The following is a 25,839-nucleotide window of genomic DNA, read 5'->3' on the forward strand; positions in this document are numbered from 1 at the left end:
TAGGTATTGATTAGAATGGTAGTCGTTTTCCGGCCCTAAATGGATAAATCCATTCTGGTTCTTCTTCATTTAAATGTTGTCCATTTAAAACAATCTTATACTTTTCAACAAAGTCCTTTGTGAACCTTTCAATTGAATAGTTTTCGATTACATGATTTCTAATAAAGTCTCGATCGAATTCTTCTGCACCATTTTTAAAGTATTGAATAATCTCTTCATGGCTATAAAAAGTTCTTCCAGTTCCTTTTACGATTAGATCAGGAAGTGAACCGAAGCTAGAACCAAATACAGGTATACCTTGAGTCATTGCTTCAATAATAGCAATTCCAAAAGGCTCATGCCATCTAACTGGAAATAGTAAGGCGTCGCATTTTTGCATGATCGACAACTTATTATCACCCCCAACCATACCATGGTTGTGGATAAGAGGATGAATTCCAAGTATTGAGTTTCCACCACAGATGTGTAGATGCTTATTTGTTTTTAGAGCTATTTTTAAGGATTGCTTTAAATTTTTTACTCGCCATGATGCTTTTGCAAGAAAGAGAAGGTGTTCTATTTCTGTTATCTTATTACTTGTGTAATTGATAGGGTATTCTCTCATGTCGACAGCGTTATTTACATAAGATGTACTATTATGATTTCTTGCATGTGACTTCGAGCAAAATACCGTATTACGATCATGCTTTTCACCAGGGAAGCCATTCCCTTGGACATTTAATACGTATGGTACATCGATTCTAATTTTCTCAGGAAATGAGACGTGTACAATATCGATATTATCGGGAACAAGTTTTTGCCAATCTTCGCCTTTGTTCCATACAATATGCTTGATTCCGTGCTTTGTTACTTCACTCTCTTTTGGTCCAATAAACGTTACTTGATGTCCTTGTCTAACTAGTTCAAGCATGTGCCAAAAAACGGCCCTTTCAATTCCACCATATTTCTTTACTGGAAGAACTTTATGGTGATGGATACATACATGCATTTCTGCTCCTTATAGTATTGGCCTAAGCCATTTTTTAGTTATTTCTAGGTCCTGAGCTTTTACTTTTGAGTAATGCTCAATTTGGTCCTGGGCAATGTTTAGAATATTAAAATATTTAGCACAAGGGTTAAAGAAGATGTAGCCAGAAACTGAACTAGCAGGATACATCGCAAAGTTCTCTGTTAAGTATGCGCCAGTATTTTCTTGTACATTCATAAAATCCCACAGCTTCGCTTTTTCTGTATGGTCAGGGCATGCAGGGTAGCCAGCTGCTGGTCGAATACCAATATATTTTTCTTTAATAAGTTCATCTAAAGAAAATTCACGCTCTTCTTCGATTCCACACATCTGACGTGCTCTTTCGTGAATTAACTCTGCATATGCTTCAGCAAGACGATCTCCTACGGCCTTAACCATAATTGAAGTATAATCATCACCACTTTCTTCAAAAGTTTTAGCATACTTCTCAACTTGATCTCCCATTGTGACAACAAATGATCCAATATAATCCTGCTTTTCACCCTTTGGTAGGATGTAGTCGGCCAGAGATAGATAAGGGCGATCTTTTTGTGTCTTTTCTTTTTGTTGCCTTAGGAAATTGAAAGTACCAAATTCATTCATATTTTCATCGAGTAGGATAACATCTTCATCTTTTGAATAAGCTGGCCAAAATCCTAGGACTGCTTTTGGAGAAAAGCGATTGTTCTCAATAATATCGTCTAGGATATTTTGAGCTTCGTTATAGAGTTTTTTGGCTTCTTCTCCATAATCTTTATGCGATAAGATATGAGGGTAGAGACCTTTTAGTTCCCATGTCCAAAAGAAAGGTGACCAGTCGATATACTTTGCAATTTCAGCAACACTAATATCGTCAAACTTCTTAGCGCCAATGAATGGAGGTGTGAATTCGACAAATGTTTGTCTTGGGTCAACTCTTAAGTGATCACGGGCCGCTTCTAATGAAACCGTCGCTTGGCCACTATCTTTCTTATTTTCAAAATATTCTTTTGTTCTTTTTTGTGACTCTTTAAGATCTTTTAAAAAATCATCTCTTAGATTAGTACTTAAAAGGCTATTACAAATTCCAACTGTTTGAGAGGCATCCCCAACGTGAACGACAGGACTTGTACACTCAGGTGCAATTTTTACTGCAGTATGAGTTTTAGAAGTGGTAGCACCGCCTATTAAAACAGGTACTTCAAGACCTTGACGATTGAACTCTGCTACGTTGTGAATCATCTCATCAAGTGAAGGCGTGATAAGGCCACTTAGTCCAATGAATTTGGCTTCGTGTTCTTTGGCAGCTTTAATAATTTCTTCACAGCTAACCATAACCCCAAGATCAACAACGTTATAGCCATTGCAAGCGAGAACAACACCAACAATATTCTTTCCGATATCGTGAACATCACCTTTAACTGTTGCAATAACAAATGTATTCTTTTTACTTTTCCCGTCAGCATCCTTTTCCATAAATGGTTCAAGGTATGCAACAGCCTGTTTCATAACACGTGCACTTTTAACAACCTGTGGAAGAAACATTTTACCTGCACCAAACAGATCACCTACAACTCTCATCCCATCCATTAGAGGGCCTTCGATGACATTTATGGGAGCACCTAGCTCTTGTCTTGCTTGTTCGACATCTTCTTCAATGAATTTACCGATACCTTTTACAAGTGCGTGGGTGATACGCTCTCCAAGATTTCCTTCACGCCAAGTTAAATCGTCTTCTTTTGCCTTTGATTTTACACCTTTAAATTTTTCAGCATATTCGATTAAGTCATCAGTTGCACTTTCAGAACGGTTGAAAAGGACATCTTCAATTTTCTTCATTAGCTCAGGTTCAACGTTCTCGTAAACTTCGAGCATTCCCGCGTTTACAATTCCCATATCTAGGCCTGCTTTAATCGCATGGTAGAGGAATGAGCTATGCATAGCCTCGCGTACAATATTATTTCCACGGAATGAGAAAGATATATTTGAAATACCACCACTAGTTAAAGCGCCTGGACATTTTTCTTTTATTTCTCTTACCGCTTCGATGAAGTTTATCGCGTAGTCATTATGTTCTTCAATTCCTGTTCCAACTGTTAGTACATTTGGGTCAAAGATAATATCTGTGGCCGGGAATCCTACTTCTTCAGTTAGAATTTTAAAGGCGCGTTGGCATATCGAAACTTTTTCTTCTTTAGATGCAGCTTGTCCCTTTTCATCAAATGCCATGACAACAACGGCCGCTCCATATTGAAGGATCTTTTTCGCATGTTCTTTAAAAACTTCTTCACCTTCTTTTAATGAGATTGAGTTAACAATCCCTTTTCCTTGAATGCACTTAAGCCCTTCTTCGATGACCTCCCACTTAGATGAGTCGATCATAATAGGAACCTTACAAATATCTGGCTCAGATGCAATTAGGTTTAAAAATTTAACCATACAAGCTTTAGAGTCGAGGAGACCTTCGTCAAAATTCACATCGATGATATTTGCTCCATTCTCAACCTGCTGTCGGGCAATATCCAAAGCTGCTTCAAAGTTTTCTTCACGAATAAGGCGTGCAAATCTTGGTGAGCCTGTCACGTTTGTACGTTCTCCAACCATGATGAATGGACGCTCTCCTGTATAATCAAGATTTAACGGTTCAAGTCCTGAAAGTCTTTGCGTTTTAGGTAGATCGTGTTTTTCGCGAGGATTGATATCTTTTAGATGATTGTAAATAGCGTTGATATGATCAGGAGTTGTTCCACAACAACCTCCAACAATATTAACGAGCCCCGATTCTGCAAACTCTTCAAGAAGAGCAGCTGTCTCATTTGGCTTTTCATCATAACCTGTATCACTTAACGGATTAGGAAGTCCTGCATTAGGGTAACAAGATATCAAGCAGTTTGAAACTCTTGATAACTCTTCAATATATGGGCGCATCTCTTGTGCACCAAGTGCACAATTGATACCAACACTAAGTGGCCTAGCATGTTCAACTGAGTTCCAAAAAGCTTCAACAGTTTGACCTGATAGAGTTCTTCCAGATGCATCTGTAATAGTTACAGAGAGCATAATTGGAGTATCAAGGTTGTTATCATCTAAATACTTTTTCATTGCAAAAATTGCAGCTTTTAAATTTAGTGTATCAAATGAAGTTTCAGCCAAAAGAAGATCGGCTCCGCCGTCAATTAGTCCTTTTGTTTGCTCATAGTAATTATCGACAAGTTCATCAAATGTAATACCTCTAAAAGCAGGATTATTCACATCAGGTGAAATCGAAGCTGTTTTATTTGTTGGACCTAGAGCACCTGCAACATAACATTTGCGCTCCGGATTTTCTTTCATGAATTCAAGACAAGCCTCTTTGGCAATCTTGGCCGCTTCCACATTTAGTTCATATGCAATTTCACTTAAGTGATAATCGTCTTGAGCTATTCTCGTTGCCGAGAAAGTATTTGTTTCAATAATATCTGAACCAGCAGCAAGGTATTTTGTATGAATCTCTTTAATAACTTCTGGTTTAGTAAGATTTAATAAGTCGTTATTTCCTTTCAAGTCTATCTTAGTATCTTGAAAGCGATTTCCTCGAAAATCTTCTTCTGTTAGATGGTATTGTTGGACCATTGTTCCCATAGCACCATCTAGAAAAAGAATTCTATTCTTTAGTGTTGATTCTAATTCACTACGAATATCTTTCATTAATATATACCTTTTAAAACTTCTGAAACATTTGCACTATCATTCATTACATAGAAGTGAACTGAAGGAACATTTGCATTTAGTAATTCTTCCGTTTGTTTTCTTGCCCATTTAATTCCGATTTCTTTAATATGTTCTGAATTTTCTGTCGCTTCATTTACGAACTCATCTGGGAAGTCTACATAGAAGTGCCTTGGTACATTTGAAAGCTGTCCCATGCTCTTAATGACTTTAATTCCTGGAACAATTGGACACGTGATTCCAGCTTCACGACATTTATCAACAAATTCAAAATACTTCGTATTATCAAAGAACATCTGTGTAACGATATAATCAGCACCAGCATCAACTTTCTCTTTTAGGTACTTTATGTCTGTCGCTAGATTTGGAGCCTCGAAGTGTTTTTCTGGATAGCCTGCAACACCAACAGAAAAGTCTAGAGGTAAGCTATTTGAAATATCATCAAGATAGATACCTTTTTTTACGTTATCAATTTGCTCAACAAGGTCTTTTGCATAGAAATTTCTTTGGCGAGAAAGATCGTATTTTTTATTATAGTTAAGGGCGTCTCCACGTAAGGCCAAAACATTATGAATACCGAGGTAGTTAAGTTCAATTAGAGCATCCTCAGTCTCCTCTTTGGTAAAACCTTGAGTTAAAAGGTGAGTAACTGTATCGATTTTAAATCGATTTTGAATAACTCCACAGATCCCAACTGTTCCCGGTCGTTTCTTGTAGATCTTTCTCTCAACTGAGCCATCATTTTTTTCGTTATAATATGCTCCTGCTGAGTGTGCTGTTACGTCAATCCATGACGGATTAAATGGCAAGAGCTCCTTAACGATATCCGTTACAGCTGAAATATTTTTTCCTCTTGGTGGAGGTACAATTTCAAAACTAAAAAGTGGGCTCGTCGCCTTGTCGATGTGCTCGATAACTTTCATTCGTGTATTTCCCTATGTGTAAATTAGACACCTTATTTTAATCATTTATGAGCAATAAGAAAAGGCGAGGGCCCCTTTTTCTGGGGCCTTAGGTTAATTCGAATGAATCAGGTAAATGGAATATTTAGATAACTTTAGAGGTTAAATGGGGGGAGCTAGAAAGCATCATGTTTGCTTCTAACTTGAAGGATTTTTAACCTATGGCCGAATATATTTGGACTTTTTTCACAAATGAAATGAGTGATCTATTCCACAATGAAATATATTGCCTAAATTCAGGTGCTTATGAGTTTCACGATGGGCCAAAAACTGTTATCATATTTATTAGAGGATGATTTGATGAATCAGGATCAGATTTACCATTTAGAAAGTGAGTTTATTAGAGTTTCAGTTACGAAGCAGGGAGCTGGGCTATTATCAATATTTGATCTTGAATCATATGTTGAATATCTATGGCAAGGTCATCCAACTCTAAACCCTTGGAAGCCACAAATAATTTTTCCAATTGTAGGAAAACTTAAGGATGACCAGTATTGGTTAGGTCGAAAATACTATCACATGCAAAAGGATGGCTTTCTTAAAGACCTTCAATTCGAAGTCAAAAATCATCGTAAAGATCGAATTACCTTCGTTCATACGAATAGCCCCGATACAGAGCTTATATTTCCATTTCGCTACAGTATTGAAGTTACTTATATGGTTTATGGGCCAAAACTTACAGTTTCTTTTGTTATTAAAAACCTTGATAAAAAAGAAATGTTCTTCTCTTTAGGCTTTGCTCCAACTTTCAATGTTCCTTTAGGACCAGAAGGGCATGATGATTGCTTTATTGAGTTTTCAACTCAAGAAGAGCGTGGAGCGTATTTTCTTGAAAATGATTTAGTTAACTTTCATGATGCGGATAATAAAAAAGTTGTTCAAGATTGTCGTGTTTTCTTCACTCAAGAAAATTTTAGAGGTGGAGAAATGGTATTTAAGGATATTAAGTCAAAGAGTATCGCTCTTAAGAATATTTTAAATGAGAAGTCGGTTAATATAGATCTAGGGAATATTCCATATTTATCAATTTGGACATATCCAGGTGCGAACTTTGTTAGGATTGCGCCAGCCTTTGGAGTTACTGATGCACTAGATTCAAATAATGACTTTTATACGAAAGAGGGACTAATCGATTTAGAGCAAGAAAAGACCTTTAAGCACGAGTTCGTCTTTCACATAAGATAGTCATATCCACTAGGACCAATAATGTATCGAAATGAATTAGAAGAAATAAAGAGCAGTATTCATACTAAACTCGACACAATGGTGTGGGGTGATATGTCTATTGAAAGAAAGGCCGATAAGAGTATTGTAACTGAATTTGATATTTTTGTGTCTGATCAAGTGAAAAAGGTTTTTCATGAATCAAATTTTGATTTTAATTTCTTTTCAGAAGAGGACCAAGAGAGCTTTGAGTTTCCTGTCATTGTTCTAGACCCAATTGATGGTACTCGAGAATTTGCCAAGGGGTACGGTGAATGTGCTGTATCTTTAGCTATTTTATATTCTGCTGATATTCACGATGATCGAAACTTTGGTTGGATTTATAATCCTTTTACTGGATTTGAGATTACAAGTGATGTGAAATATCCACTTGGAAGTCGCCATGCTCATGCTGAGGCGGTAAATATTATGATCTCCCGTTCAGAGTGGGAGAAGGGTGCTAATAAATTAGATTTTAAGCATAACTTCAGGATAACTCCACTAGGTTCAATTGCATTTAAATTAGGTCTTCTCGCAGCAGGTGCAGCAGAATGTGTAATCTCATTTCGAGATAAGAATATTTGGGATATTGCTGCTGGAGTAATTATTTGTCACTCTAGAGGAATCTACTCAGATGAGATTGATGATCTTTCAACAAAGAAGTTAAAAGGACCATTCATCTTCTGTCGAGATGAGTTAAAAGAAGCTGTTCATAAAGAAGTGAATCGTTTAAAAAATTCTTAGTTAAATAACTCTTCAAAATCTTTCATTGTGAGTTTTCCGCTGAATAGTTCTTCATCATCTTCAGGAAGAAGTTCTTTGAATAGCTCACGTTTGATATCTTGTAATTTTAAGACTTTCTCTTCAACTGAACCTTTAATAATAGGTCTAAATACGTTTAGAGTATTTTTCTGACCAATACGATAAGCTCTGTCGATCGCTTGAGATTCAACAGCTGGGTTCCACCAAGGATCCATAATGAAGACATAGCTTGCTGCTGTTAAGTTAAGACCAACACCCCCGGCCTTTAGAGAAATAAGGAAAAGCTTTGTTTTCCCACTTTGGAATTCATCTACTGCTGCTTGTCTCTTCTTAACATTCAGAGAACCATCAATTCGAGAATACTTCCAACATTGGCTATCAAAAGCAGAACCAATGATATCAAGATAAGTCGTAAATTGTGAGAAGACGATAACTTGGTGACCTTCTTCAACGATTTGTTCTAAACTTTCAATTAGGTAGTCAACTTTTGTTGAAGTAAGACTTCTAATATCCTTTGTCGTTTTATTGCTATGATTTTGCCACAGACAACTTTGACGTAATTCAAGAAGCCCTTTGAGAATTTCTCCATACTTCTTGTTCTTAGGAGCATTATTAATATTATCTTTAATTGATTGTAATTTGTTTTTGTAAAACTCGTCTTCGCCTTCATCAAAACTAAGGAGAACATTATTCTCTATTTTAGGAGGAAGGTCTGTGAGAACTTGATTCTTCGTACGCCTAAGGATAAATGGGGCGGCAGTTTTTCTCGCGTATACTCTTGATTTAGGAGTAGAGCTAGATCTTAAGAATCTTAGATCTCCCCAGATACCAGGTATACTAAGATCAATAATATTAAAGAATTCAGCAAGATCGTTTTCAACAGGTGTACCCGTTAGGCAGATTCTAAAGTCTGCATTGATTTTTCTTGCAGATGACGCTCCAAGTGAGCGCATATTTTTAAGGTGCTGAACTTCATCCAGAACGAGTACATCATAATGTGATTCTTCAAATTCAGCTTCAAGTTCTCTTTTTAAGATTCCATATGAAGTTAGGATTACTTTCGCTTTGCTATCTTCAGGTAATTCTCTGTCTGCACCGTGGAAGATATGAACATCGATATCCGAGAATTTTTTAAATTCATTTTCCCAGTTAAGTAGTAGGGAAACTGGACAAACAATTAAAACTTTATCGATCTTATCGTAGATACTCTCAATAAAGGCGATTGTTTGAATTGTCTTACCAAGACCCATGTCATCTGCAAGACAGGCCCCAAGCTTATTTTCATGAAGGAACTTAAGCCAATTGTAACCAGTCTTTTGGTATGCCCTAAGAGTTGAACCTAGATGTTCAGAGATAGGGTAGTCTGGAATACCTTCTAGATTTTGAAGTCTTTCACAAAGCGCAATTTCTTCTTCTGTAAGCGCTCCTTCTAGACCAATTTTCTTAAGTTCAAATAATTCAAAAATTCTGGCACGAGAAAAAGGTAAGATAAATTTTTTAAATTTTCCATCTTGTATCTCTTCTTTTGCTTCAAATTTTGTATATTTTTGTACAAATTTTAAAAGATCTTTTTGCTCATTGTTTAGTAAGATGACACCATCTTTAGTAATGGCAATACTATTGTCCAAATCGACGTTCTTGAGGACTTCTTGGTCGACGTCATTTATTTCTAGTTCTAAATCAAACCAACCTGAGCGCCCAATTTGCTTTCTTTCAAAGCGTATTCGCGAGTTCCAGTTTTTGATTTCATTATTATTATAGAAAATTTCAACACCGTAAGGTTTTGTTACCGTAAATAACTTAGAAAGACCTTGAGTGATTTGCGACATTGATACCTGAAAGATAACTTCATTAGTATCTCTGTAAAGGTAAGAGTAGCGGAAAAAGTGATCTCCAAATTCTGTTACCATGACTTTAAATAAAAGGCGTTGAAGCTTATTATCATATTTATAAAGCTTATGATTTTCGTGATCAAAGCTCAGCGTATAGTCTTTACTAACAACTTCTGAAATAAGGCGAATCCACGAAGACTTTTTCGATTTTCCTGATAGTGACTTTTTATAACTATCAACACCTGTTTCAAAGTAGTGTTGAACTTCTCTTAGGAAGTGATAGGCTTCAATCTTCTTTCTAAAAAGATCAAGATAGCCACCTTCAAAAGTGAGAGAGGCCATAAATTGTGGAGGCCTAGTCCTCTTATCTTCCTTATTGAAAAATTCAATTGAGAAGTTGTTGTAACCCTTTCTTTGAGAGTTGTTTATATAAATTCTTAAGTCAGGAGACTCAATACTTGAAATATCGAATTGGTTTCCTTCAACTTCAAATGCGATATATTTTTCTAGCCTTTCTGAATAAGCCAGATTTAAGGCATCATCGATTTTATATGATGTTAAGTTTGATCTTAGAGTCGAAAAGAACTCTTTTAGTTCACTTGGTAGCGAATATAAATGACCAGTATCCCAATTAAATAAATATATACTTTCAAAAATACTAATATTTCGATGAGTTTTTCCCTCATCATCGAGTAAGGCAAAACGAATACTCGATTTTAAGTCATCCTGAAAATCAACACGTTGCTCTTTATTTGGAGCAATATTGAAAACAAGTTTCCCAGAAAGATTTTCAGGGATAGGGAATTCAATAGTTTTCTTAGATGTTAAAGAATAGTTTAGTGTAGAGTATGTCGGGCCATGAGGTGCATTTTCTAGCTCGTGTGGTCCACTAAGAATTGTTCCATACTCAAGAGGGTAAACACCATATCCTCCAATTGGTGGAAGGTGTGTACTTGTATCTGACTGATCGTTTGTTGTCGCAATATAGTACATAAAGAGCGCAGCTGTATGGTGACAGTGCTTTTCTTTTGTCCACTCTAAACAGTCACATGAAGTTGAGAGTGGAGACTCGTCAGTTCCCTCAAGTCTTTTCTTGTAAACAACTTTAGACTCATAAGGACGGTCTTCTTTGATAATACCTGTTGTAATTAGGTAACCATCAAGACTTCCTTTCTTAAATGAAAGAGAGACCTTCCCAAGGCTGAGAACTTTTCTGGCCTTTGAAATTGCCAGAGTTGAAAAATATTTTTTTGCTAGGTCGAGTCCAGGTTCTTGTGTCATATATTACTTTTATGTCTAAAAGCCTTATTATAACGCAAAATTAAGGAATGTAATAGTTTTAGTTAGCTCAAGTAATAAGGCCCCTTAATAGGGGCCTGAATTACTTAGTTATTTTCGATATATGACTTAAGAAGTTTTGCTCGAGAAGGATGTCTTAGCTTGCGAAGTGCTTTTGCTTCGATCTGTCTAATACGTTCACGAGTTACGAAGAAGTCTTGTCCAACCTCTTCTAGAGTGTGGTCAGATTTCTCACCAATACCAAATCTCATTCTTAGAACTTTTTCTTCTCTTGGAGTAAGAGTTGAAAGTACTGAACGAGTTTGCTCAGATAATGTAATGCTCATTACAGCATCTGCAGGTGAAATAATTTTCTTATCTTCAATGAAGTCTCCTAGAGAAGAATCTTCTTCCTCACCAATTGGTGTTTCAAGAGAGATTGGCTCTTTAGAGATCTTTTGAACTTTCTTAACCTTATCAACAGGCATTTCCATCTTCTCAGCAATTTCTTCTGGAGTTGGCTCACGCCCAAGTTCTTGGATAAGTTGTCTTTGAGTTCTAACCATCTTGTTGATTGTTTCAATCATGTGAACTGGGATACGGATTGTTCTTGCTTGGTCAGCAATGGCACGAGTAATGGCCTGACGAATCCACCAAGTTGCATAAGTTGAGAACTTATAACCACGACGGTACTCAAATTTATCAACAGCTTTCATAAGACCGATGTTACCTTCCTGAATTAGATCAAGGAATTGTAAACCACGGTTTGTATATTTCTTAGCAATAGAAACAACAAGTCTTAAGTTTGCTTCAACTAGTTGAGCCTTCGCGCGGTCAGCTCTTTCTTCACCATTAGTGATAATCTTGTAAACTGTTTCGATATCATCAAAGCTCATTCCAGCTTCTTGTGATAGTCTTCTTAGTTTTCTTAGAATATCTTCTTGGTTACGAACTAGTTGCTCTACCTTTGCATCAGTTGTGTAAAGCTCTTTAGCGAATGCACGTTTGAATGCATCGTCTTCCATAATCTTTTCATGAAGATCACGGTAAGCTTCAATTGTTTCTACTTCTAGGAATTTAAAGATACGATCTTGTTGCTCGTAAAGATCTTTAAATTGTAGGTAGTACTTCTTAACTGGCTCAACGAAGCTATTGATGATCTTTCTGTTGAAAGTAAGATCCGCAAGCTCTGTTGCAATAGAGTCCATTTTTGTTTTTTCAGTTTTTGAAAATTTATCAAGAGTTCCATCATCTTCGTTTAGTGAAGAGTCATAGATTTCTTTAAGCTCATCACATACATTGATGATTGTTTTCTTAACCTTATCAATGTCTTTTTGTGTTGATTCATCATCAAGACCACGTACAAGCTCTCTTACGAACTCAGTTGGGTTTTCTAGTTCATTGATACGATCTTTTAGGTTAATGATTTCTGCAATCGCGTGAGACGATTTAAGTGAAGAAAGAATAATTTCTCTTTCACCTTCTTCGATTTCTTTTGCAATTACAACTTCGCCTTCTCTTGTAAGAAGGGCAACAGAACCCATTCTCTTTAAATATAATTTTACAGGATCAGTTGAGGCACTTCTAAGTTCAGCTCTCTCTTCTTTTGAAAGCGTCTCTTCAATAATTTCTGTACCGTCAAGCTTGATTCCTTCATCTTCCTCTTCAACTTCATGATCAGTTACTTCAATCTCTGATTCGCTGATAGCTAGCATAATGAGGTCAAGTTCTTCAGGAGCAATTAAACTTGCTGGAATAGCATCGTTAATTTCTTCTGGAGTTAGAGAGTCTTGATCCTTACCGCGAGCGATAAGTTTTTCGAAACCCTTTGATTTTAAAAATTGTGCAGCACTTGACATGTTTGGTTTCTCCAGTCTTTTACTTTTTTAAAGCGTGAAGCTTTCTTCGGATTTTAAAAATCTTTTCATTCAACTTAGTTTCTTCTTCTTGAGTTGTAATATTACTTCTCTCAGAATCTAAGCGACCAATTTCTTCTTCTAGACTAACTCTTTCAAGTTTTGTTTTAAGGTCTTTAATAATTTTAAACGCTCCCTCTTTTTCTAGTTTGATTCCTTTGTATTTCTTTATGCCCTCATCGATTATTTCATGTAGGCCGAATTTGGAAGAACTCGAAAGCGCAAAGTTTTTAAATTCCCTCTCATCTATTTCAAAGATTAAATTTTTCAGATTTAAAATATATTCTTTTACCCTATCTGAGTGCATAAAATCAAGCAGATCGGTCATTTCATCATACTCAAGACAATCCGGATGTTCAACGATAGCAAGCAGTAAAGTCTTCTCCGTTTTTGAGATTGGAGCTTCAACTTCATCCATTATTGGCATCACACTTGCATCACTTTCGATGAAACTTGCCATATAGTCTTCGTCAAACTCAGCTGGAACCATTTCCATTGGTGGATTCTCTTCAATGGCCGGCTTAAAGGCTGGAGATTTCTCATTTTTTAAGAAATCTTCATAATTCTCGATAATACTGTCTTTACTTGATTCAAGATTAAGTTTTTTGGCCCAGCTAACAAGTCTTTCGATAGCGTTCAGGTCTTTACCTAGTGGAGATACAAGATCAAATGCCTGTTTTAGAAGAGCTAGTTTTTCATCGAGAATTTCAATCTTACGATCTGGTAGTAATTTTGAAAATTCATAGTCAATAAATGGAACAGCGTTATCAATTCTGTCTTGATAGGCAATGATACCTTCCTTTTCAAGGAAGTCGTCCGGATCTTTATGGGGATTTAGATCGACAAACTTAGGGATAATACCTGTTTCAAGAAATTGGCGATTGGCCCTCTGTGAAGCCTTAAAACCAGCTTCATCATTATCAAGCGAAAGATAAATATTCTTTGTCATGGACTTAAGCGTACGAAGAGAGTTATCGCCAAGGGCCGTCCCCATGATTGCGACACTATTTTCAAAACCCTTCTTGTAGTTTGCAATTTGGTCCATATTTCCTTCAACTATAATCACGCTATCGCGCTTTCTAATGAATGATTTTGCAAGATGGAGGCCATAGAGTAGGTTTCTCTTGTTAAAGATGAACGACTCTATAGAATTCATGTACTTAGCGTGTTGATATTCATGAATTCGTCGGCTAGTGAAGCCGATAACTTTACCGTAATGGTCCCAAATCGGAAACATTATGCGTTCACGAAAAGTATCATAATGGGACTTGTTGTCGGCATTATATTTAACGATACCAATTTTCAGGGCCGTCTGTAGAATCTCTCCACGGTCTTTGGCCGGAAGAGAACATATATAGTCGTAGATGCTATTTTTTTTAGGAGCAAATCCTAGTTGATAGAGATCTGCAATTTCATTGCTTAAATGACGATTCTTTAAAAAGTCTAAATATTGCTCAGGCTTGAGGTTTCGCCCTGACTGAAAGTAGATAGTTGATGCAACTTTAAGAATTTTTTCAGCATAAATGAACTCTTTCGACTTTTCTTTAGTATTTGTATAAGAGTCGAAATCGATACCAAACTTATCGCAGATATCTTTCATGGCCTCGATGAATTCGAGGTTTTGAAGATTCATAACGAAGTCGAAGTGACTGTGACCTGCTCCACATGAGAAGCATTTATAGATCTTCTTGTCGTTAACAACAGACATCGAAGGATTTGTGTCGTCGTGAAATGGACAGACCCCATAAAGGTTGTTGCCCTTGCGAACTAAGTGCACACCATAGCGCTCGATTAAATCAGAAATCGGGATCTCATTGACGATCTTTTCGCGCAGTCTTTGTAATGACATGTGTGTGCTAACCTAGCTTATTAATTTGCTTTTTTGGATTTTAGAACAAAAGCCTTAATATTTACACCTTGCTCGATAAATATTTTCTCAAACTTTGTTTTAAATTGGCAAAGTAGGTGATCTGGAGCATCGTTCCATAGATCTTTTGTCTCGAGTTCAAGCTCAAATAGGTCCTGTTTCTCGATAACTTCCTTCATCCACTCCGCATAACCATCGTGATCAGTCTTCACAAAGAAATATCCGCCTGGCTTAATAACTTTGTATGCTCTTTCAAGAAAAGGAAGTTGAAATAGTCTCTTCTTGTGATGACGCGCCTTTGGCCATGGATCAGGGAAGAAGTAGAATACTTTATCTAATTCATTCTCTGCAAAAAGGTGTTCGATTCTTTCACCCTTAGCTCTTAAGTATTTAAAATTACGATATGGAAGTGACTTTAACTTCTTAGCTAAGGCGTAGCTTCTCTTAAAACGATAATCTAAACCAACAAAGTTTTGGTCTCTATAAGCATCACAGTATTGAAGCATAAAGTGGCCGTATCCAGTTCCGATCTCAAGGCATAACTCGCCATCTTGCGTGAACACTTCTTTGTTCCAATTACCACGGTGAACTTCAGCTTCTTCATCTCTTAGAACAAATTCACTAAATTCCTCTAACTTATCATGGTAAGGGTTGCGGTGCTTGTACTGAAAGTCCTTAGCAAATGACTTGTCTTGGTCTTGTTTGTACGCAAATGGATCGTTTGTCGCTTCTTGAGCGTCTGATTTTACTGGCAACTTATACTCCTAAATGATTATTGCACCTAGTTATCAAATTGAAGGCGCTCAGGCAAGGCTTTAAAACCTTTCTACAAGGTTTTGAAGAGGTATTCATAAATAAATATTAGGGATAATTAAGTATTAATTAACTCAAAAGCTATGGAAACTGTAGTATGAAGTTTATTTTGCAACTATTTCTAATTTTTCATCTCTCTCAAGTGGCCCATGCCTTCGATGCAATGAGCAGAGGGCCAGCTTCTATTGATCCTACTCCCACATACAAGGAGCATGAAGTTAGTATTATTCAAGGACATTTTCGACATCAGTATTTTCGCTATTTTCTAGAGGAGATATTAACACTTTCTCGAAGTGACTTCGGTGATTTTAAAGTTAAGAGCCTTGAGTGCGGAAATGAGAAAGAATGTGTGGAGTCGGGAGCTTATAAGAAAGGTGATATTATTTATTCTCCTTCTGAAAATTGGGATTTAGCAGATTTTAAAAAAATAGAGGCCCCGATCTTATCTGGTTTGATGGGACTTCGCTTGCCGGTTTATGAGTATAAAGATCGCATGAAATTTGAAGCGATAAAATCCCCTGAAGAGTATAAGAAAAAGCGTGTATCATTTAATAAGAATTGGCGCGATTATAAAATATTAGAAAAATCTAAGTTTAAACTAATTGCAGTTGAGACATTTGATGACATCTACGGTGCACTAACTGATAGTCGAGCAGACTATACTCTTAGGGGAGTTTCTGAAGCATTTATTGAAGTGCTCAACCAAAAAGAGAACCTTCTCATCGATACAAAAAACTTTATCTACTATAGTTATCCAGTTTATCTCTATGTGAGAAAAACTAATAAGAGACTCTATCGAGCTTTGATTTTAGGAATGAAAAAAATGGAAAGCCAATCCTATAATAACTTTACTAGAAGTTTTGTCGGACAAAACCTTGTCTTGGACGAAAGAGAGAGTTGTAAGATCTATAATGTGAATACAGAAGTCGTCCAGGTTTTAAAGCAATGTGAGCTAAAGGGTTTAATTGAAGCTGTTGCCAACTTCAATCGAAATTAACCTTTTAACATTTGCTCAATAAGACGAGCTGCTTTCTTTGCTTCTTGTGGATTTTCTAAACGCTTTTGAATGAGCTTTTGAAGTTGTTCAACTTCTTGCTTCATCTTCTTATTGCCTTGAGGGGCAGTAGGTGCTGAGTTTTCACGTGAGTCAGCACCCTTAAATAAGTGAGTATATTTTTTAACACCCATGAGAATTCCTAAGCAACTGCTTCAGCTGCACCTTTTTTCATTGTAGAAACTCTTTTCATGTGTTCCTCAATTACTTCATATAACTCTAGTTTTGTTGAATACGGATCCATACCATCAGGCATTGTCGAATAAATTACTTCGTTGTTGATTTCTGCAAAGATAAACCAGTTGTTACCTAGTTTTTGAAAAAGAACTTCTGTACCTTTGTGTTGAATTGTCATAAATCATCCTCCTGAAATAGTTTTTGCAATCCTTGCTAAAACAATGACACTAACTTTATCGTCGCTTTAATTTTTTCTTTTAAAAAAAAGTGAGTACTATTTATGAACGGAATTTTTTGCCGATGGTCTCTAGAGAAATGCCAAAAGGCTAGTAACGATAGGTGAATCCGACATTGTAACCAAATGTTCCTTCAAGGTCTGTCGAGATTTTATTATCTGGCCATAATTGAGAATTTGTAAATTGACCATCTGACTCAAGTGTTGATGGAAGTCGAATGTCGATAACAGGGCCATGATAAAGATAAAATGTGGAAGAATCGAAGATTCTTTTATGGGATAAATTTATTGAAAGTCTTGCATTAAAAAATAAGCCACTAAATAGTTTCTCTTCTGTAATTCCATTTGTTTCATCATCTTGATTAACAAATCGTCTTTGGTAATTGAGTCCAACTTGTAGCATTGATTCGATTTCAAAATACTGTCTCTTGTGAAACGTATATGAAACAACTGGCCCAAACGAGTAGTGAATATTACTCTCTGTTGTGAAGATATCGCCATTAAGTCGATACTCCGCTTGCCCTGTCGTAACACCTCCGAAAAAGCCGTAGTAGAGGCGGTTCCCATCATCAAATGTTGCTGGGCTTAGATACTTCACATTTAAGCTTCCTTCAAAACCTGTACTTTCTTGCTGAACTTCAGAGTTGTAGGCATAACGAGAAGAGACACCTTTTTTAAAGATGAGATCAAATTGGGCGCGATGAAGAGGGCGCCCCTTTAATGGATATTCATCAGGAAGAGGTTCTGCAATAACATAATCAGTTGGATCATTTTTAACATAAATAGTGTTGCCGAGATCTTCTGATTCATTATTTAAAATCAGCTTAATAAAGTCCTTTCTAATATAGGCTTTTCTTCCATCTCTCGTAAGAGTTACGTAGTAGTCCTCTTCGTTCAAGTAGTTTGGATGCAAGTAAACTTTGGTACCTTTTCTCAATTTCATTAGGATGTGGCCATCTTCATTTGGCTTGCTGACAACAGGGGCTTCATGGACGCGAATGATTCCATTTGTTGCAAAGACAGAAGTTGTCAAAAGTATAATGAAGACTAGCTTTTTGATCATATTGAAACCTCAAATTCCTTGCCAATATTAAAGCTAATAGCTGTCGCAGAATTATCATTAGTAAGGTTTGCAGCTGGTAGTACGACACTTGAATCAAATGCATAATTTTGCATTTTAAGGTCTAAGCTTACAAAGTATTTTGCATAATTGTAATTTACATTGATACCAAATGAATCGATTGTGTAATCTACTTTAGAATTATCAATTGTTGCTGAAGTGTAGAGTGATCGTTGGGCACTAAGGCCGGCGCCAATAAACGACTTTTCATTTATGTGATAACGATATTCTGTTCGTAGTCCTATTGAAAAAGATGTGAGTTGGACTTCTTGGCCACTATTTTGTGCTAGGTATTCAGCAATAAGAAAGACAGGGATATTTGTAAACGTTTCAACTCCAGCTTCTAAAGCAAGAGTGGTGCTTGATAGTGAAATATTATCAAGAAAGAAGTTCGGTGTTGAGCTCCCTAATCCTGCTCTTATCTGTGTATAAGTATGTATTTGCTTCTTATCGTATTCGATTGCTTTGAATTTATCTTGTTTAAAAGGAGTAAATTTCTCATTGTTGAAAGTTAAAATTGTTTCTAAATGATCTAGGTTCGTACTTAAGGTAACGTACTTCACATTATCTTCATTTCCATCACTTGGAAGGATAAAGAAATAGCGTGAACCCGGTGATACTTCTTTAGTTCTAATGATTGTATTCTCTTTTATGCGATAGTAACTTTTTCCATCAAGTGACTCAATTAATGAATTTGCCAAAATAACACTTCGAAAAGTCTTCGCCTTTAAATTATTCTTTATGTATTTAAAGCGTGGTTTCGCCTTTGTTTTAACAGCTTCCTCTTTTAGATTAATTCTTCGTAAGTCTTCAAACAGCTTGTCAGAAGAGCTTTGGGCCACACATGTTTGTTGAATAAGCAGACAAGTGATGATGAATTTAATTAGTCGAGACATTCAAGGGCCTTTTGAAATGCAATGAAGTTACTTTCGTACTTAAAATCCTTCTTTGTTATTTGATCAAATGAAACCCATTTGTAGCCTTGATGTTCTTGTGGGGAAATGATGACTTCTTTCTGATTGGTTTTTGCAAGAAAGCAATACTCCGTCACATCCTTGTTCCAGCGATCATGAAATTCAAATTTTTGATCTAGTTGAATTATTTCTGCAGCATTAATTGAAGTCTCTTCAAGTAGCTCTCGTTTGGCAGCTGTAAAAATATCTTCTTCAGGCTCAACAGATCCTGTTACATTTTGCCAACCAAAGCCACGATCTTCCTTCATCTCAAGAAGAAGAATGGCCTTTAAATCATTGTGCACAGTGACAACCTGAACCTTTTTATGACGCGTATTCATAGGTTTATTATAGCAAAAAAATTTAATTTCAATGCCTTGGGCAAATTTGGAGGTTAATTTCTTTAATTTGTCTTACATTCCGTTCATTTTGCGGCGCAAATTTTTGTCGATTCCCGTGGTTTTTGGTAGATTATTGCGATGGATTTAATGCGAATTATCAATACATTGACTTTGGCCCTGCCGGGCTTTCTATTAGCGATCTCTTTTCACGAGTTTGGACATGGTTGGATGGCCAAGAGATATGGTGATGATACAGCCGAAAGAATTGGGCGCTTAACCTTAAATCCTATTCCACATGTGGACTTAGTTGGTACAGTAATTTTCCCAATGGTAGGAATTATGCTTGGTGGAGTTCCATTCGGTTGGGCCAAGCCAGTACCTGTGGATGTTCGTCGATTTAAAAATATGAAATCAGGGATCTTCTGGGTAAGCTTTGCAGGCCCTGGAGCGAACTTAATACTTATGGTTTTATCTGCGCTATTCTTTGGAATGGTTTACGCTTATGTTCCAGCGACATTCTCATTAAAGACGCAATTTATGGATATGCTTCAGTACTCGGTATTTATTAATATCTTACTGGCGGTCTTTAACTTAATTCCATTTCCTCCACTTGATGGATCGAAAATGGTTGCAGCTTACTTAGATTACAACTCAGCACGAAAATATGAAGAACTTCAAAGATTTAGTTTTATTTTTATTCTAATTCTTTGGTTTACACCTATCTTTGGTTACATGATCAGACCGGTTATGCAGCTAGGGATGGTATTAATGAATACTTTTGCAGGTATTCTCTCTTAATTAAGTTAATTGAGGGATTTGAGGGAATTAACACATGTTAGACACAACGATTAAGGTTAAAACGGATACATTTGATGGTCCACTTTCACTGCTTTTGCTTCTTATTCAAAAAGAGCAAATGTCGATTAAAGAGCTAGACCTTACTAGAATTACTAAGCAGTACTTAGATTATCTAGCAAATATGAAAGAGCTTAACTTTGATATTGCAGGAGATTACTTATTCTTAGCTGCGACGTTAGTCCTTCTTAAATCAAAGAATGCAGTTACTGAAGAGGAGCAGGCTAAACTTCAAAGTCAGCTTGGTTCGGAGAGCTCGTTAAATATCACTTCTCATGCGGAGCTTGTTCGTCGTCTTGAAGAGCTTGCCCTTTACCAAAAGATGGGTCAAAAGCTTCTTGATCTTCCTCAAACGGGAAAAGATATTTTCGTAAAGCCAAAGGTAAATCGTAAGGAGATTGTTAACTCAATTCTTACTCCAATGGAGCTTGAGAAGCTAACTGATACGATGATTGATTTCATTTTCCGTCAAAATCGTAAGTATACAGTTATTAAGCGTGACCGTTTATCGATTAAAGAAAAATTAGAATTCTTAAAGACATATCTACAAGTGGGACAAAAAACAAATCTAGATGAACTACTTGAAAATGATAGCAATAGCCGAATGGCAACGACGACTGGTGAAGATACTGCAAAAATGTCTGCAGACGGTAAGAACACAATTGATAACGTTGTAATTACATTCATCTCACTATTAGAACTTGCTAGACTTAAGCGTGTACAGGTTTTCCAAAATGAAAGCTTTGGGCAAGTTTACGTTGATGTTGTGAAGACTCTTGATGACTTCGATGTTACTCAAGCCGATGGGTTTGATGATGAGAATGAGTCAAAAGATAAGATTGAAACACAAGAATTAGAAAATATGGAACAAGTAGCGCAATAAGCGCTATTAGAGAGAGCACACAAATGGAAGAGAACACAACAGTTACTGAAGCAAATCTAGAGTTTCTATCAACAGAAGAAGAGATGGTTGAAGAGTTAGAAATGGCCCTAATGCCATCAGATGAAGACCTAGAGTTTCCAGAAGAATACTTAAAGCTAGAGTCTGACTTTGCTGATGAAAAACTTCAAGAAGATAAGCTTTGGAAAGCCAGAACAGGACTTAATGAAGAAACAATTTGTGGTGCAATTGAAACAATTGTATTCATGAGCGATAAGCCGGTTCCATTAATGAAAATCAAATCACTTATTGATGAAGATATTCCTCTACGTGTTGTTCACGAAGCAATTACTCGTCTTCAAGATGAATATGAGTTAAAGCACCACGGAATTCGTCTGCAAGAAGTTGCAAATGGATACCAATTTAGAACAAAGGCAACTTTCTCTAAGTATGTGCAAGACCTATTTAAAATCAATGAATTAGTACTTTCTCCAACAGCTCTTGAAGTACTAGCAATCATTGCCTATAAGCAGCCAGTTTCAAAAATTGAAGTTGAAAAAATCCGCGGTGTTGATAGTTCACACATTGTACGTGGTTTAATGGATAAGAGACTCGTTCGCGTAACTGGACGTTCTGAAGAAGTTGGACGCCCTGTTCTTTACGGGACAACTTCTGAATTTTTAGAGGTATTCAACTTAGCAAATATTGATCAACTACCACCAGAACATGAGCTTGCTGAAATTGCTACTCAAGGTGTTGGTAAAATCGAAGATATTAAAACACTTGTTAACGCCGACCTTGCATCACGATTTGATCAAGATGAAATTGAAGAACTTGATAATATCGCAATGTCGATTAAGGCAATTGATTCTGAAACAGCATTTACAAAGTCTCTTAAGGTTCAAGAGAGAAGACGTAAGTCAGGTAGAACTGAAGAAGGTGAAGAAGCTGCACCAATTCTTACTGCATTTGATCTTCTTGAGCAGCACCTTGATAACTCACTTGTTACAGGAGCAAATAAGGAATCGGCTGAATCGGAAGTATTTACGGCTATTACTTGTCCAGAAGTTATCGCAGACTTAACTAAAGGCCCATTCAATATCCCTGAAGAAGAGGAAGATGACTTTGAAATGATCGATCTTGATTCAGGTGAAGTTATTAAAGATATCTCTGTTGAAGAAGCGTTAGAAGAAGTTGCTGAAGCAATTTTATCTTCTGGAAGTGAAGAAGGTCTTGATGAAGAAGATCTTATTAATGATGAAGCCGATATTGAAGTAGCGGCCGAGCAGGTTGAAGAAATTGCTATTATTGATGAAACAAAAACGGATGAAGAAGCCGATCAATTAGCACAAGCTCTTGATGATGCGTTTGCAAAGTTATTTGGTGGTGACTCTGCTGTGCCACAAGATGAGATGGAAGTTGATCTGGATGATAGTATCAATGAAACAACTCAAAATTTAATTAATGGAGCAAAGGATCTTGATCTTGACCTCGATTTTTTAAATAACAAGGACTTAGGGGATTCTGAGTCATATATTGATTAAGAAATAATTACTTAAATACTTGTAAAAGCTTACGTTTAGTTCTATTTAGACGTAAGCTTTTTCTTTTAGCTTTTAACCGCCGAGATGGCAGATAGGAGAGTCAAAATGTCTAAATTAGTACGTTTACAAAAATTTATTGCAGATTGTGGAATCACTTCACGTCGTAAGGCCGAAGACCTAATCGTTCAAGGACGTGTAAAGGTTAATGGTATTGCTATTCGTGAACTTGGTTCTAAGGTTGATCCAACGATTGACGCTGTTGAAGTAGATGGTAAAGCAGCAGATCTTGGTTCTGTTGAAAAAATCTATATGATTATGAATAAACCTCGTGGGGTTATGACTACAGTTAATGATCCTGAAGGAAGAGAAACTGTTGTTGATCTATGTAAAGAAATCAGTGAAAGAATCTATCCTGTAGGTCGTCTAGATTACCTTTCAGAAGGTCTTCTATTAATGACTAATGATGGTGACTTTGCAAATCTTGTTATTCACCCAAGTTCAGAAATTACTAAGGTATACGAAGTAAAAGTATTTGGTGCAATCAATGAATTCCTACTTAAAAAGCTAAGAGCGGGTGTTTATATTGATGGTGTAATGACAAAGCCACAAGCTGTTCGCGTAATTAAGCAACTAGAAACAAAAACATGGCTTGAGTTTAGAATCAATGAAGGTAAAAACCGCGAAATTCGTCGTATGTGTGAAGGTGCAGGTCTAACTGTTGATAAACTAAAGCGTGTTGCTATTGGTGGCTTAACTGTAGAGGGGATTGCTCCTGGTTCATACCGTCTAGTAAATAGAAGAAACTTATTGAATGCTATTGGTATTGATATGGCAGGAAATAAGATGCAAGATGCTGTTGAGTATATTTCAAGCAAGAAGTCTGTAAACTTAAAGAAGAAAGGTCATCAAGGTTGTACAGCGGCCGATGATAAAGCTTTTGTTAAGTTTAGAAGAGAGACTTACTTTAAATCAATTAAAGAGATTGCTGAAACTAAGAAAGCAAAAGAAAAAGAGATTAGAAGACAAGCTTGGGAAGAAAAAGAAGCAGCTTTCAAGAAGAGACAAGATAAGAAGAAAGCTCGTGTTGCTAAGAAAGAAAATGAACAGAAACATGTTCACGTAGAATTTGTTAAATAGAAAAAGCCGCTTTAAGCGGCTTTTTTTTTATCTTTTTAGTCGGTAAATTAGTCTAACTCTTGGATATCTTCGATTCGATCAATTCGATCATCAATTCTTAAGTCCTCATCTGTTCCTCTAATATAGCGGTTCAGGTACTCAAGTTGATTATAGATTTCTTGGTAATTATTAGTTCCGATTCTTAGGTCGACAAGAGTCTCAGAATCATCAGCAATATAAACATCAAGATAAAGATATTTTTCAATATTATCAACAGGTAGAAGCTCTACTAGAAGTTGCATAATATATTGCTCGTTATTTATATTTCTAAGTTTTGAAGTGAATTTATCGACCTTTTCATTATAAGGCATATCACTATGGATGATATCGTAGAAGAACTTAGCAAGTTTCTTTGTTTTTCTTTGGTATTCATCTTCCGGTACTTCATATGGACGCATTCTAGAGTCTTTGTCATGGCCTGATGTGCGAATAACTCTTTTGCCTCTTAAGTGTTCAGCTAAGCGGTAGTGAAAATCTTCAAAGGAGATCTTGTTAAGATAAGAGAAGGCATCCTTCTTTAAAATCATTGTAAGTTTCGAATTAAAATTTACGTAACGCTTCTCTTTAGGGATTCGTGCGATAACGTCATCTCTTACTATCTCAGGAAGTATTCCACTAAGAATTCTTAAGTATCTTTTTTGCTCTAATCTTCTAAACTCGTTATCAACTCGATTAAAGTTCATTCCAACGTTTAAGAACTTGTGATCACTATGAGATGAAGTTAATCCAAAATATGAAAGGATTTCTTTTTCTTTTGTATCAAAAATTTCAATAGAGATTTTTGATTCTTTCGTCTTTGTGTAGTTTGGGTAGTAGAAGGCGACAGTTGAGCCATCAAGTTTTTCGAAATTAAAACGGTTATTAACGTAGTGGCTCTTTGCTCCAAGCTTTAGAATATCTAAGTTAAGCTGAATCCCTGAGGATTTAGATTTGTATCTATTGTGTCCTTTAAAAACACGCTCTACTCTTGGAGAGTTCTGACCATTATCAATCTTAGCAATTCGATCAACATCCTCTAGGTTAACAACGTAGTACTTATCTAAAAGATCAGAATTAAGTGATTCAGCAAGAAGCTTGGCTTCTTTAAATTTAAAGACATTGTTGAATAATTTATCATAAACCTTTCTAACCTCTTCATCTTTAAGGTTAAAAACATAGTCCGCAAGAATAATATTACCCTTAGTGCGAGAAGCATCTAGTTTAAACCAATCAAGCTTATACTTGTAATCGACGTCTTGACCCAAAATTTCAAAGCTAATAAGTTCTATCCCAAAACGGCTTCTAAAGCTTATTCCAGAAGTTTTCTTCTTTTGAGCAATGATTTTTACACGAACTTTCTTATCATCAAGCTTGTATACCTGAATTAAGAAGTCTCCTGCCATCGTATAAAACCCAGTAAGACCTGTATTCATAAGTGGGATTGCATTGTTGTAACTAAAGCCTGTCGTAATGGCCATTGAAGCAGGTATTGAAATAAAGTCACCTGGATTTAATTCATCAACATATTTAGAGCGAATTGGGATCTTAGCGACATTAAATGGAAGGGCCTTCATTGCATCTGTTTTCTTTGCAAATTGTCTTGAAATGATTACTTCATTATTTCGATCGGCCTTTAAGAAAAATGGCGTTTGAAGCTCTGGGAAGAAGGCATTCTTTGTATCGTGCTGAATTCTAAAATTAAATTGATCACGGCGAGTATAGTTTCCTTGAATATAGGATTTTTCTACTTCGTATTCGTACTTTCCTCTTAGAGAAAGGCCATCTGCGATATTGATTTTAAAAATATCAACATCAAAGCTGACTTTTAAACTGTTAAAAGCATCGATTAGCTTTCTATTGATATTTTCTTTCGAGAGGTGATCTCTTAGAAAGTACTTGAACTTCAAATAAGTACTTGGAGTACTATCTTGAGTTGTGGTTTCTACCACATTCTTGTCGTTAATAGGCGCCTGCTCGGCCGCAAAGCTGAGTGACGTAATCAGGATAATTATCAGTGTTTTGAACCTATTCATGTCTATGATTAATATCATAATAAATAGTTGGAAAATCGTTGAATGTAATAGTTATAAGTGTGAACAAAGTCTAAGCATATTTTATCGACTGATAGCTCATTATAAGGAGAAAGTTAACTCAGTTAACTTTTAAGTGGCTAAATTGGCAAACACAGGAAATTATAGG

The 25,839-nt window shown here is 36.2% G+C and carries 21 protein-coding genes and 1 pseudogene; 8 read left to right on the forward strand and 14 right to left on the reverse strand.

The genetic code is table 11. From position 1 onward, the window contains the following. Positions 1–10: 10 nt before the first annotated feature. Genes C0Z22_RS07025 through C0Z22_RS07035 form a run of 3 tightly spaced genes read right to left on the reverse strand, consistent with a single transcriptional unit; the run spans position 11 to position 5,616 of the window. Positions 11–988, reverse strand: a complete 978-nt coding sequence (locus C0Z22_RS07025) for a glycosyltransferase (RefSeq protein WP_103217652.1) — start codon at positions 986–988, stop codon at positions 11–13. Positions 989–997: 9 nt separating this feature from the next. Continuing rightward, positions 998–4,672, reverse strand: a complete 3,675-nt coding sequence (gene metH, locus C0Z22_RS07030) for a methionine synthase (protein ID WP_103217653.1) — start codon at positions 4,670–4,672, stop codon at positions 998–1,000. Next, positions 4,672–5,616 (reverse strand): methylenetetrahydrofolate reductase, encoded by a 945-nt coding sequence (locus C0Z22_RS07035; protein WP_103217654.1) that lies wholly within the window; start codon positions 5,614–5,616, stop codon positions 4,672–4,674. The genes metH and C0Z22_RS07035 overlap by 1 nt, the downstream gene beginning before the upstream one ends. Before the next feature lie 200 nt (positions 5,617–5,816). Between C0Z22_RS07035 and C0Z22_RS16325 the strand changes: the two genes are divergently transcribed. The 3 genes from C0Z22_RS16325 to C0Z22_RS07045 are packed head-to-tail and all read left to right on the forward strand — an operon-like array spanning position 5,817 to position 7,602. After that, the gene (locus C0Z22_RS16325; protein ID WP_255407613.1) at positions 5,817–5,951 is read left to right on the forward strand and encodes a hypothetical protein; all 135 of its coding nucleotides are present in this window, start codon (positions 5,817–5,819) and stop codon (positions 5,949–5,951) included. 4 nt (positions 5,952–5,955) lie between these two features. Beyond that, positions 5,956–6,840 (forward strand): hypothetical protein, encoded by an 885-nt coding sequence (locus C0Z22_RS07040; protein WP_158246847.1) that lies wholly within the window; start codon positions 5,956–5,958, stop codon positions 6,838–6,840. 21 nt (positions 6,841–6,861) lie between these two features. Then, a complete protein-coding gene (locus tag C0Z22_RS07045; protein WP_103217656.1) occupies positions 6,862–7,602 on the forward strand; it encodes an inositol monophosphatase family protein in 741 nt (246 codons plus the stop codon). On the opposite strand, the gene C0Z22_RS07050 is transcribed toward C0Z22_RS07045, so the two are convergent. From C0Z22_RS07050 to trmB, 5 genes and pseudogenes are all read right to left on the reverse strand, one after another. Continuing rightward, entirely contained in the window at positions 7,599–10,733 is a 3,135-nt protein-coding gene (locus tag C0Z22_RS07050; RefSeq protein WP_103217657.1) for a DEAD/DEAH box helicase, read from the reverse strand. The two genes, C0Z22_RS07045 and C0Z22_RS07050, sit on opposite strands and share 4 nt — an antisense overlap. Positions 10,734–10,837: 104 nt before the next feature. Next, positions 10,838–12,274: an RNA polymerase sigma factor RpoD gene (gene rpoD / locus C0Z22_RS07055; RefSeq protein ID WP_233189712.1), complete on the reverse strand. Its 1,437-nt coding sequence runs from the start codon at positions 12,272–12,274 to the stop codon at positions 10,838–10,840. Next, positions 12,248–12,589: pseudogene (locus C0Z22_RS16405) on the reverse strand (RNA polymerase sigma factor region1.1 domain-containing protein); the annotation flags it as partial. The gene rpoD and the pseudogene C0Z22_RS16405, both read right to left, overlap by 27 nt. Before the next feature lie 19 nt (positions 12,590–12,608). Beyond that, complete coding sequence (gene dnaG / locus C0Z22_RS07060) at positions 12,609–14,495, reverse strand: DNA primase (RefSeq protein ID WP_103217659.1); 1,887 nt, start codon at positions 14,493–14,495, stop codon at positions 12,609–12,611. A 20-nt stretch (positions 14,496–14,515) separates the two neighbouring features. Beyond that, on the reverse strand, positions 14,516–15,268 hold the full coding sequence (gene trmB / locus C0Z22_RS07065) for a tRNA (guanosine(46)-N7)-methyltransferase TrmB (protein ID WP_103217660.1): 753 nt from the start codon (positions 15,266–15,268) through the stop codon (positions 14,516–14,518). Between the two features lie 155 nt (positions 15,269–15,423). Here trmB and C0Z22_RS07070 point away from each other — a divergent pair, with 155 nt between their 5' ends. Next, positions 15,424–16,323, forward strand: coding sequence for a hypothetical protein (locus C0Z22_RS07070; protein WP_103217661.1), 900 nt, complete (start codon positions 15,424–15,426; stop codon positions 16,321–16,323). Here C0Z22_RS07070 and C0Z22_RS07075 read toward each other — a convergent pair. From C0Z22_RS07075 to C0Z22_RS07095, 5 genes are all read right to left on the reverse strand, one after another. Beyond that, positions 16,320–16,514 (reverse strand): hypothetical protein, encoded by a 195-nt coding sequence (locus tag C0Z22_RS07075; RefSeq protein WP_103217662.1) that lies wholly within the window; start codon positions 16,512–16,514, stop codon positions 16,320–16,322. The two genes, C0Z22_RS07070 and C0Z22_RS07075, sit on opposite strands and share 4 nt — an antisense overlap. An 8-nt stretch (positions 16,515–16,522) precedes the next feature. Then, positions 16,523–16,735, reverse strand: coding sequence for a hypothetical protein (locus C0Z22_RS07080; protein WP_103217663.1), 213 nt, complete (start codon positions 16,733–16,735; stop codon positions 16,523–16,525). Positions 16,736–16,883: 148 nt separating this feature from the next. Continuing rightward, positions 16,884–17,855 (reverse strand): hypothetical protein, encoded by a 972-nt coding sequence (locus C0Z22_RS07085; RefSeq protein WP_103217664.1) that lies wholly within the window; start codon positions 17,853–17,855, stop codon positions 16,884–16,886. Continuing rightward, positions 17,852–18,808 (reverse strand): hypothetical protein, encoded by a 957-nt coding sequence (locus C0Z22_RS07090; RefSeq protein ID WP_103217665.1) that lies wholly within the window; start codon positions 18,806–18,808, stop codon positions 17,852–17,854. The genes C0Z22_RS07085 and C0Z22_RS07090 overlap by 4 nt, the downstream gene beginning before the upstream one ends. Next, positions 18,796–19,206, reverse strand: coding sequence for an NUDIX domain-containing protein (locus C0Z22_RS07095; protein WP_103217666.1), 411 nt, complete (start codon positions 19,204–19,206; stop codon positions 18,796–18,798). Before C0Z22_RS07095 ends, C0Z22_RS07090 begins: the two co-directional genes overlap by 13 nt. 138 nt (positions 19,207–19,344) lie before the next feature. On the opposite strand from C0Z22_RS07095, the gene C0Z22_RS07100 reads away from it, so the two are divergent. The 4 genes from C0Z22_RS07100 to C0Z22_RS07115 all read left to right on the forward strand — a co-directional run bounded on the left by C0Z22_RS07100 (position 19,345) and on the right by C0Z22_RS07115 (position 23,622). Further along, positions 19,345–20,004 carry a site-2 protease family protein gene (locus C0Z22_RS07100; protein WP_103217667.1) on the forward strand — a complete coding sequence of 220 codons (660 nt, stop codon included), beginning with the start codon at positions 19,345–19,347 and terminating at the stop codon, positions 20,002–20,004. Positions 20,005–20,038: 34 nt separating this feature from the next. Next, positions 20,039–20,944, forward strand: coding sequence for a ScpA family protein (locus C0Z22_RS07105; RefSeq protein ID WP_103217668.1), 906 nt, complete (start codon positions 20,039–20,041; stop codon positions 20,942–20,944). Positions 20,945–20,967: 23 nt separating this feature from the next. Beyond that, positions 20,968–22,485, forward strand: coding sequence for an SMC-Scp complex subunit ScpB (gene scpB, locus C0Z22_RS07110; protein ID WP_103217669.1), 1,518 nt, complete (start codon positions 20,968–20,970; stop codon positions 22,483–22,485). Between the two features lie 105 nt (positions 22,486–22,590). After that, positions 22,591–23,622, forward strand: a complete 1,032-nt coding sequence (locus tag C0Z22_RS07115; RefSeq protein ID WP_103217670.1) for a pseudouridine synthase — start codon at positions 22,591–22,593, stop codon at positions 23,620–23,622. Between the two features lie 47 nt (positions 23,623–23,669). Here the strand turns inward: C0Z22_RS07115 and C0Z22_RS07120 are convergent, their stop codons facing one another. Next, on the reverse strand, positions 23,670–25,673 hold the full coding sequence (locus C0Z22_RS07120) for a hypothetical protein (protein ID WP_146037831.1): 2,004 nt from the start codon (positions 25,671–25,673) through the stop codon (positions 23,670–23,672). Between the last annotated feature and the right edge of the window lie 166 nt (positions 25,674–25,839).

The organism is Halobacteriovorax sp. DA5, assembly GCF_002903145.1.
GTDB lineage: Bacteria > Bdellovibrionota > Bacteriovoracia > Bacteriovoracales > Bacteriovoracaceae > Halobacteriovorax_A.

Coding starts and splice junctions, on each gene's coding strand:
- C0Z22_RS07120 (WP_146037831.1), bottom strand. CDS start 25,673: ATGAATAGGTTCAAAACACTGATAATTATCCTGATTACGTCACTCAGC.
- C0Z22_RS07085 (WP_103217664.1), bottom strand. CDS start 17,855: ATGATCAAAAAGCTAGTCTTCATTATACTTTTGACAACTTCTGTCTTT.
- C0Z22_RS07100 (WP_103217667.1), top strand. CDS start 19,345: ATGGATTTAATGCGAATTATCAATACATTGACTTTGGCCCTGCCGGGC.
- rpoD (WP_233189712.1), bottom strand. CDS start 12,274: ATGGGTTCTGTTGCCCTTCTTACAAGAGAAGGCGAAGTTGTAATTGCA.
- metH (WP_103217653.1), bottom strand. CDS start 4,672: ATGAAAGATATTCGTAGTGAATTAGAATCAACACTAAAGAATAGAATT.
- C0Z22_RS07035 (WP_103217654.1), bottom strand. CDS start 5,616: ATGAAAGTTATCGAGCACATCGACAAGGCGACGAGCCCACTTTTTAGT.
- C0Z22_RS07115 (WP_103217670.1), top strand. CDS start 22,591: ATGTCTAAATTAGTACGTTTACAAAAATTTATTGCAGATTGTGGAATC.
- C0Z22_RS07090 (WP_103217665.1), bottom strand. CDS start 18,808: ATGTCTCGACTAATTAAATTCATCATCACTTGTCTGCTTATTCAACAA.
- C0Z22_RS07075 (WP_103217662.1), bottom strand. CDS start 16,514: ATGGGTGTTAAAAAATATACTCACTTATTTAAGGGTGCTGACTCACGT.
- scpB (WP_103217669.1), top strand. CDS start 20,968: ATGGAAGAGAACACAACAGTTACTGAAGCAAATCTAGAGTTTCTATCA.
- C0Z22_RS07070 (WP_103217661.1), top strand. CDS start 15,424: ATGAAGTTTATTTTGCAACTATTTCTAATTTTTCATCTCTCTCAAGTG.
- C0Z22_RS07050 (WP_103217657.1), bottom strand. CDS start 10,733: ATGACACAAGAACCTGGACTCGACCTAGCAAAAAAATATTTTTCAACT.
- C0Z22_RS07080 (WP_103217663.1), bottom strand. CDS start 16,735: ATGACAATTCAACACAAAGGTACAGAAGTTCTTTTTCAAAAACTAGGT.
- C0Z22_RS07025 (WP_103217652.1), bottom strand. CDS start 988: ATGCATGTATGTATCCATCACCATAAAGTTCTTCCAGTAAAGAAATAT.
- dnaG (WP_103217659.1), bottom strand. CDS start 14,495: ATGTCATTACAAAGACTGCGCGAAAAGATCGTCAATGAGATCCCGATT.
- C0Z22_RS07045 (WP_103217656.1), top strand. CDS start 6,862: ATGTATCGAAATGAATTAGAAGAAATAAAGAGCAGTATTCATACTAAA.
- C0Z22_RS07105 (WP_103217668.1), top strand. CDS start 20,039: ATGTTAGACACAACGATTAAGGTTAAAACGGATACATTTGATGGTCCA.
- C0Z22_RS16325 (WP_255407613.1), top strand. CDS start 5,817: ATGGCCGAATATATTTGGACTTTTTTCACAAATGAAATGAGTGATCTA.
- C0Z22_RS07095 (WP_103217666.1), bottom strand. CDS start 19,206: ATGAATACGCGTCATAAAAAGGTTCAGGTTGTCACTGTGCACAATGAT.
- C0Z22_RS07040 (WP_158246847.1), top strand. CDS start 5,956: ATGAATCAGGATCAGATTTACCATTTAGAAAGTGAGTTTATTAGAGTT.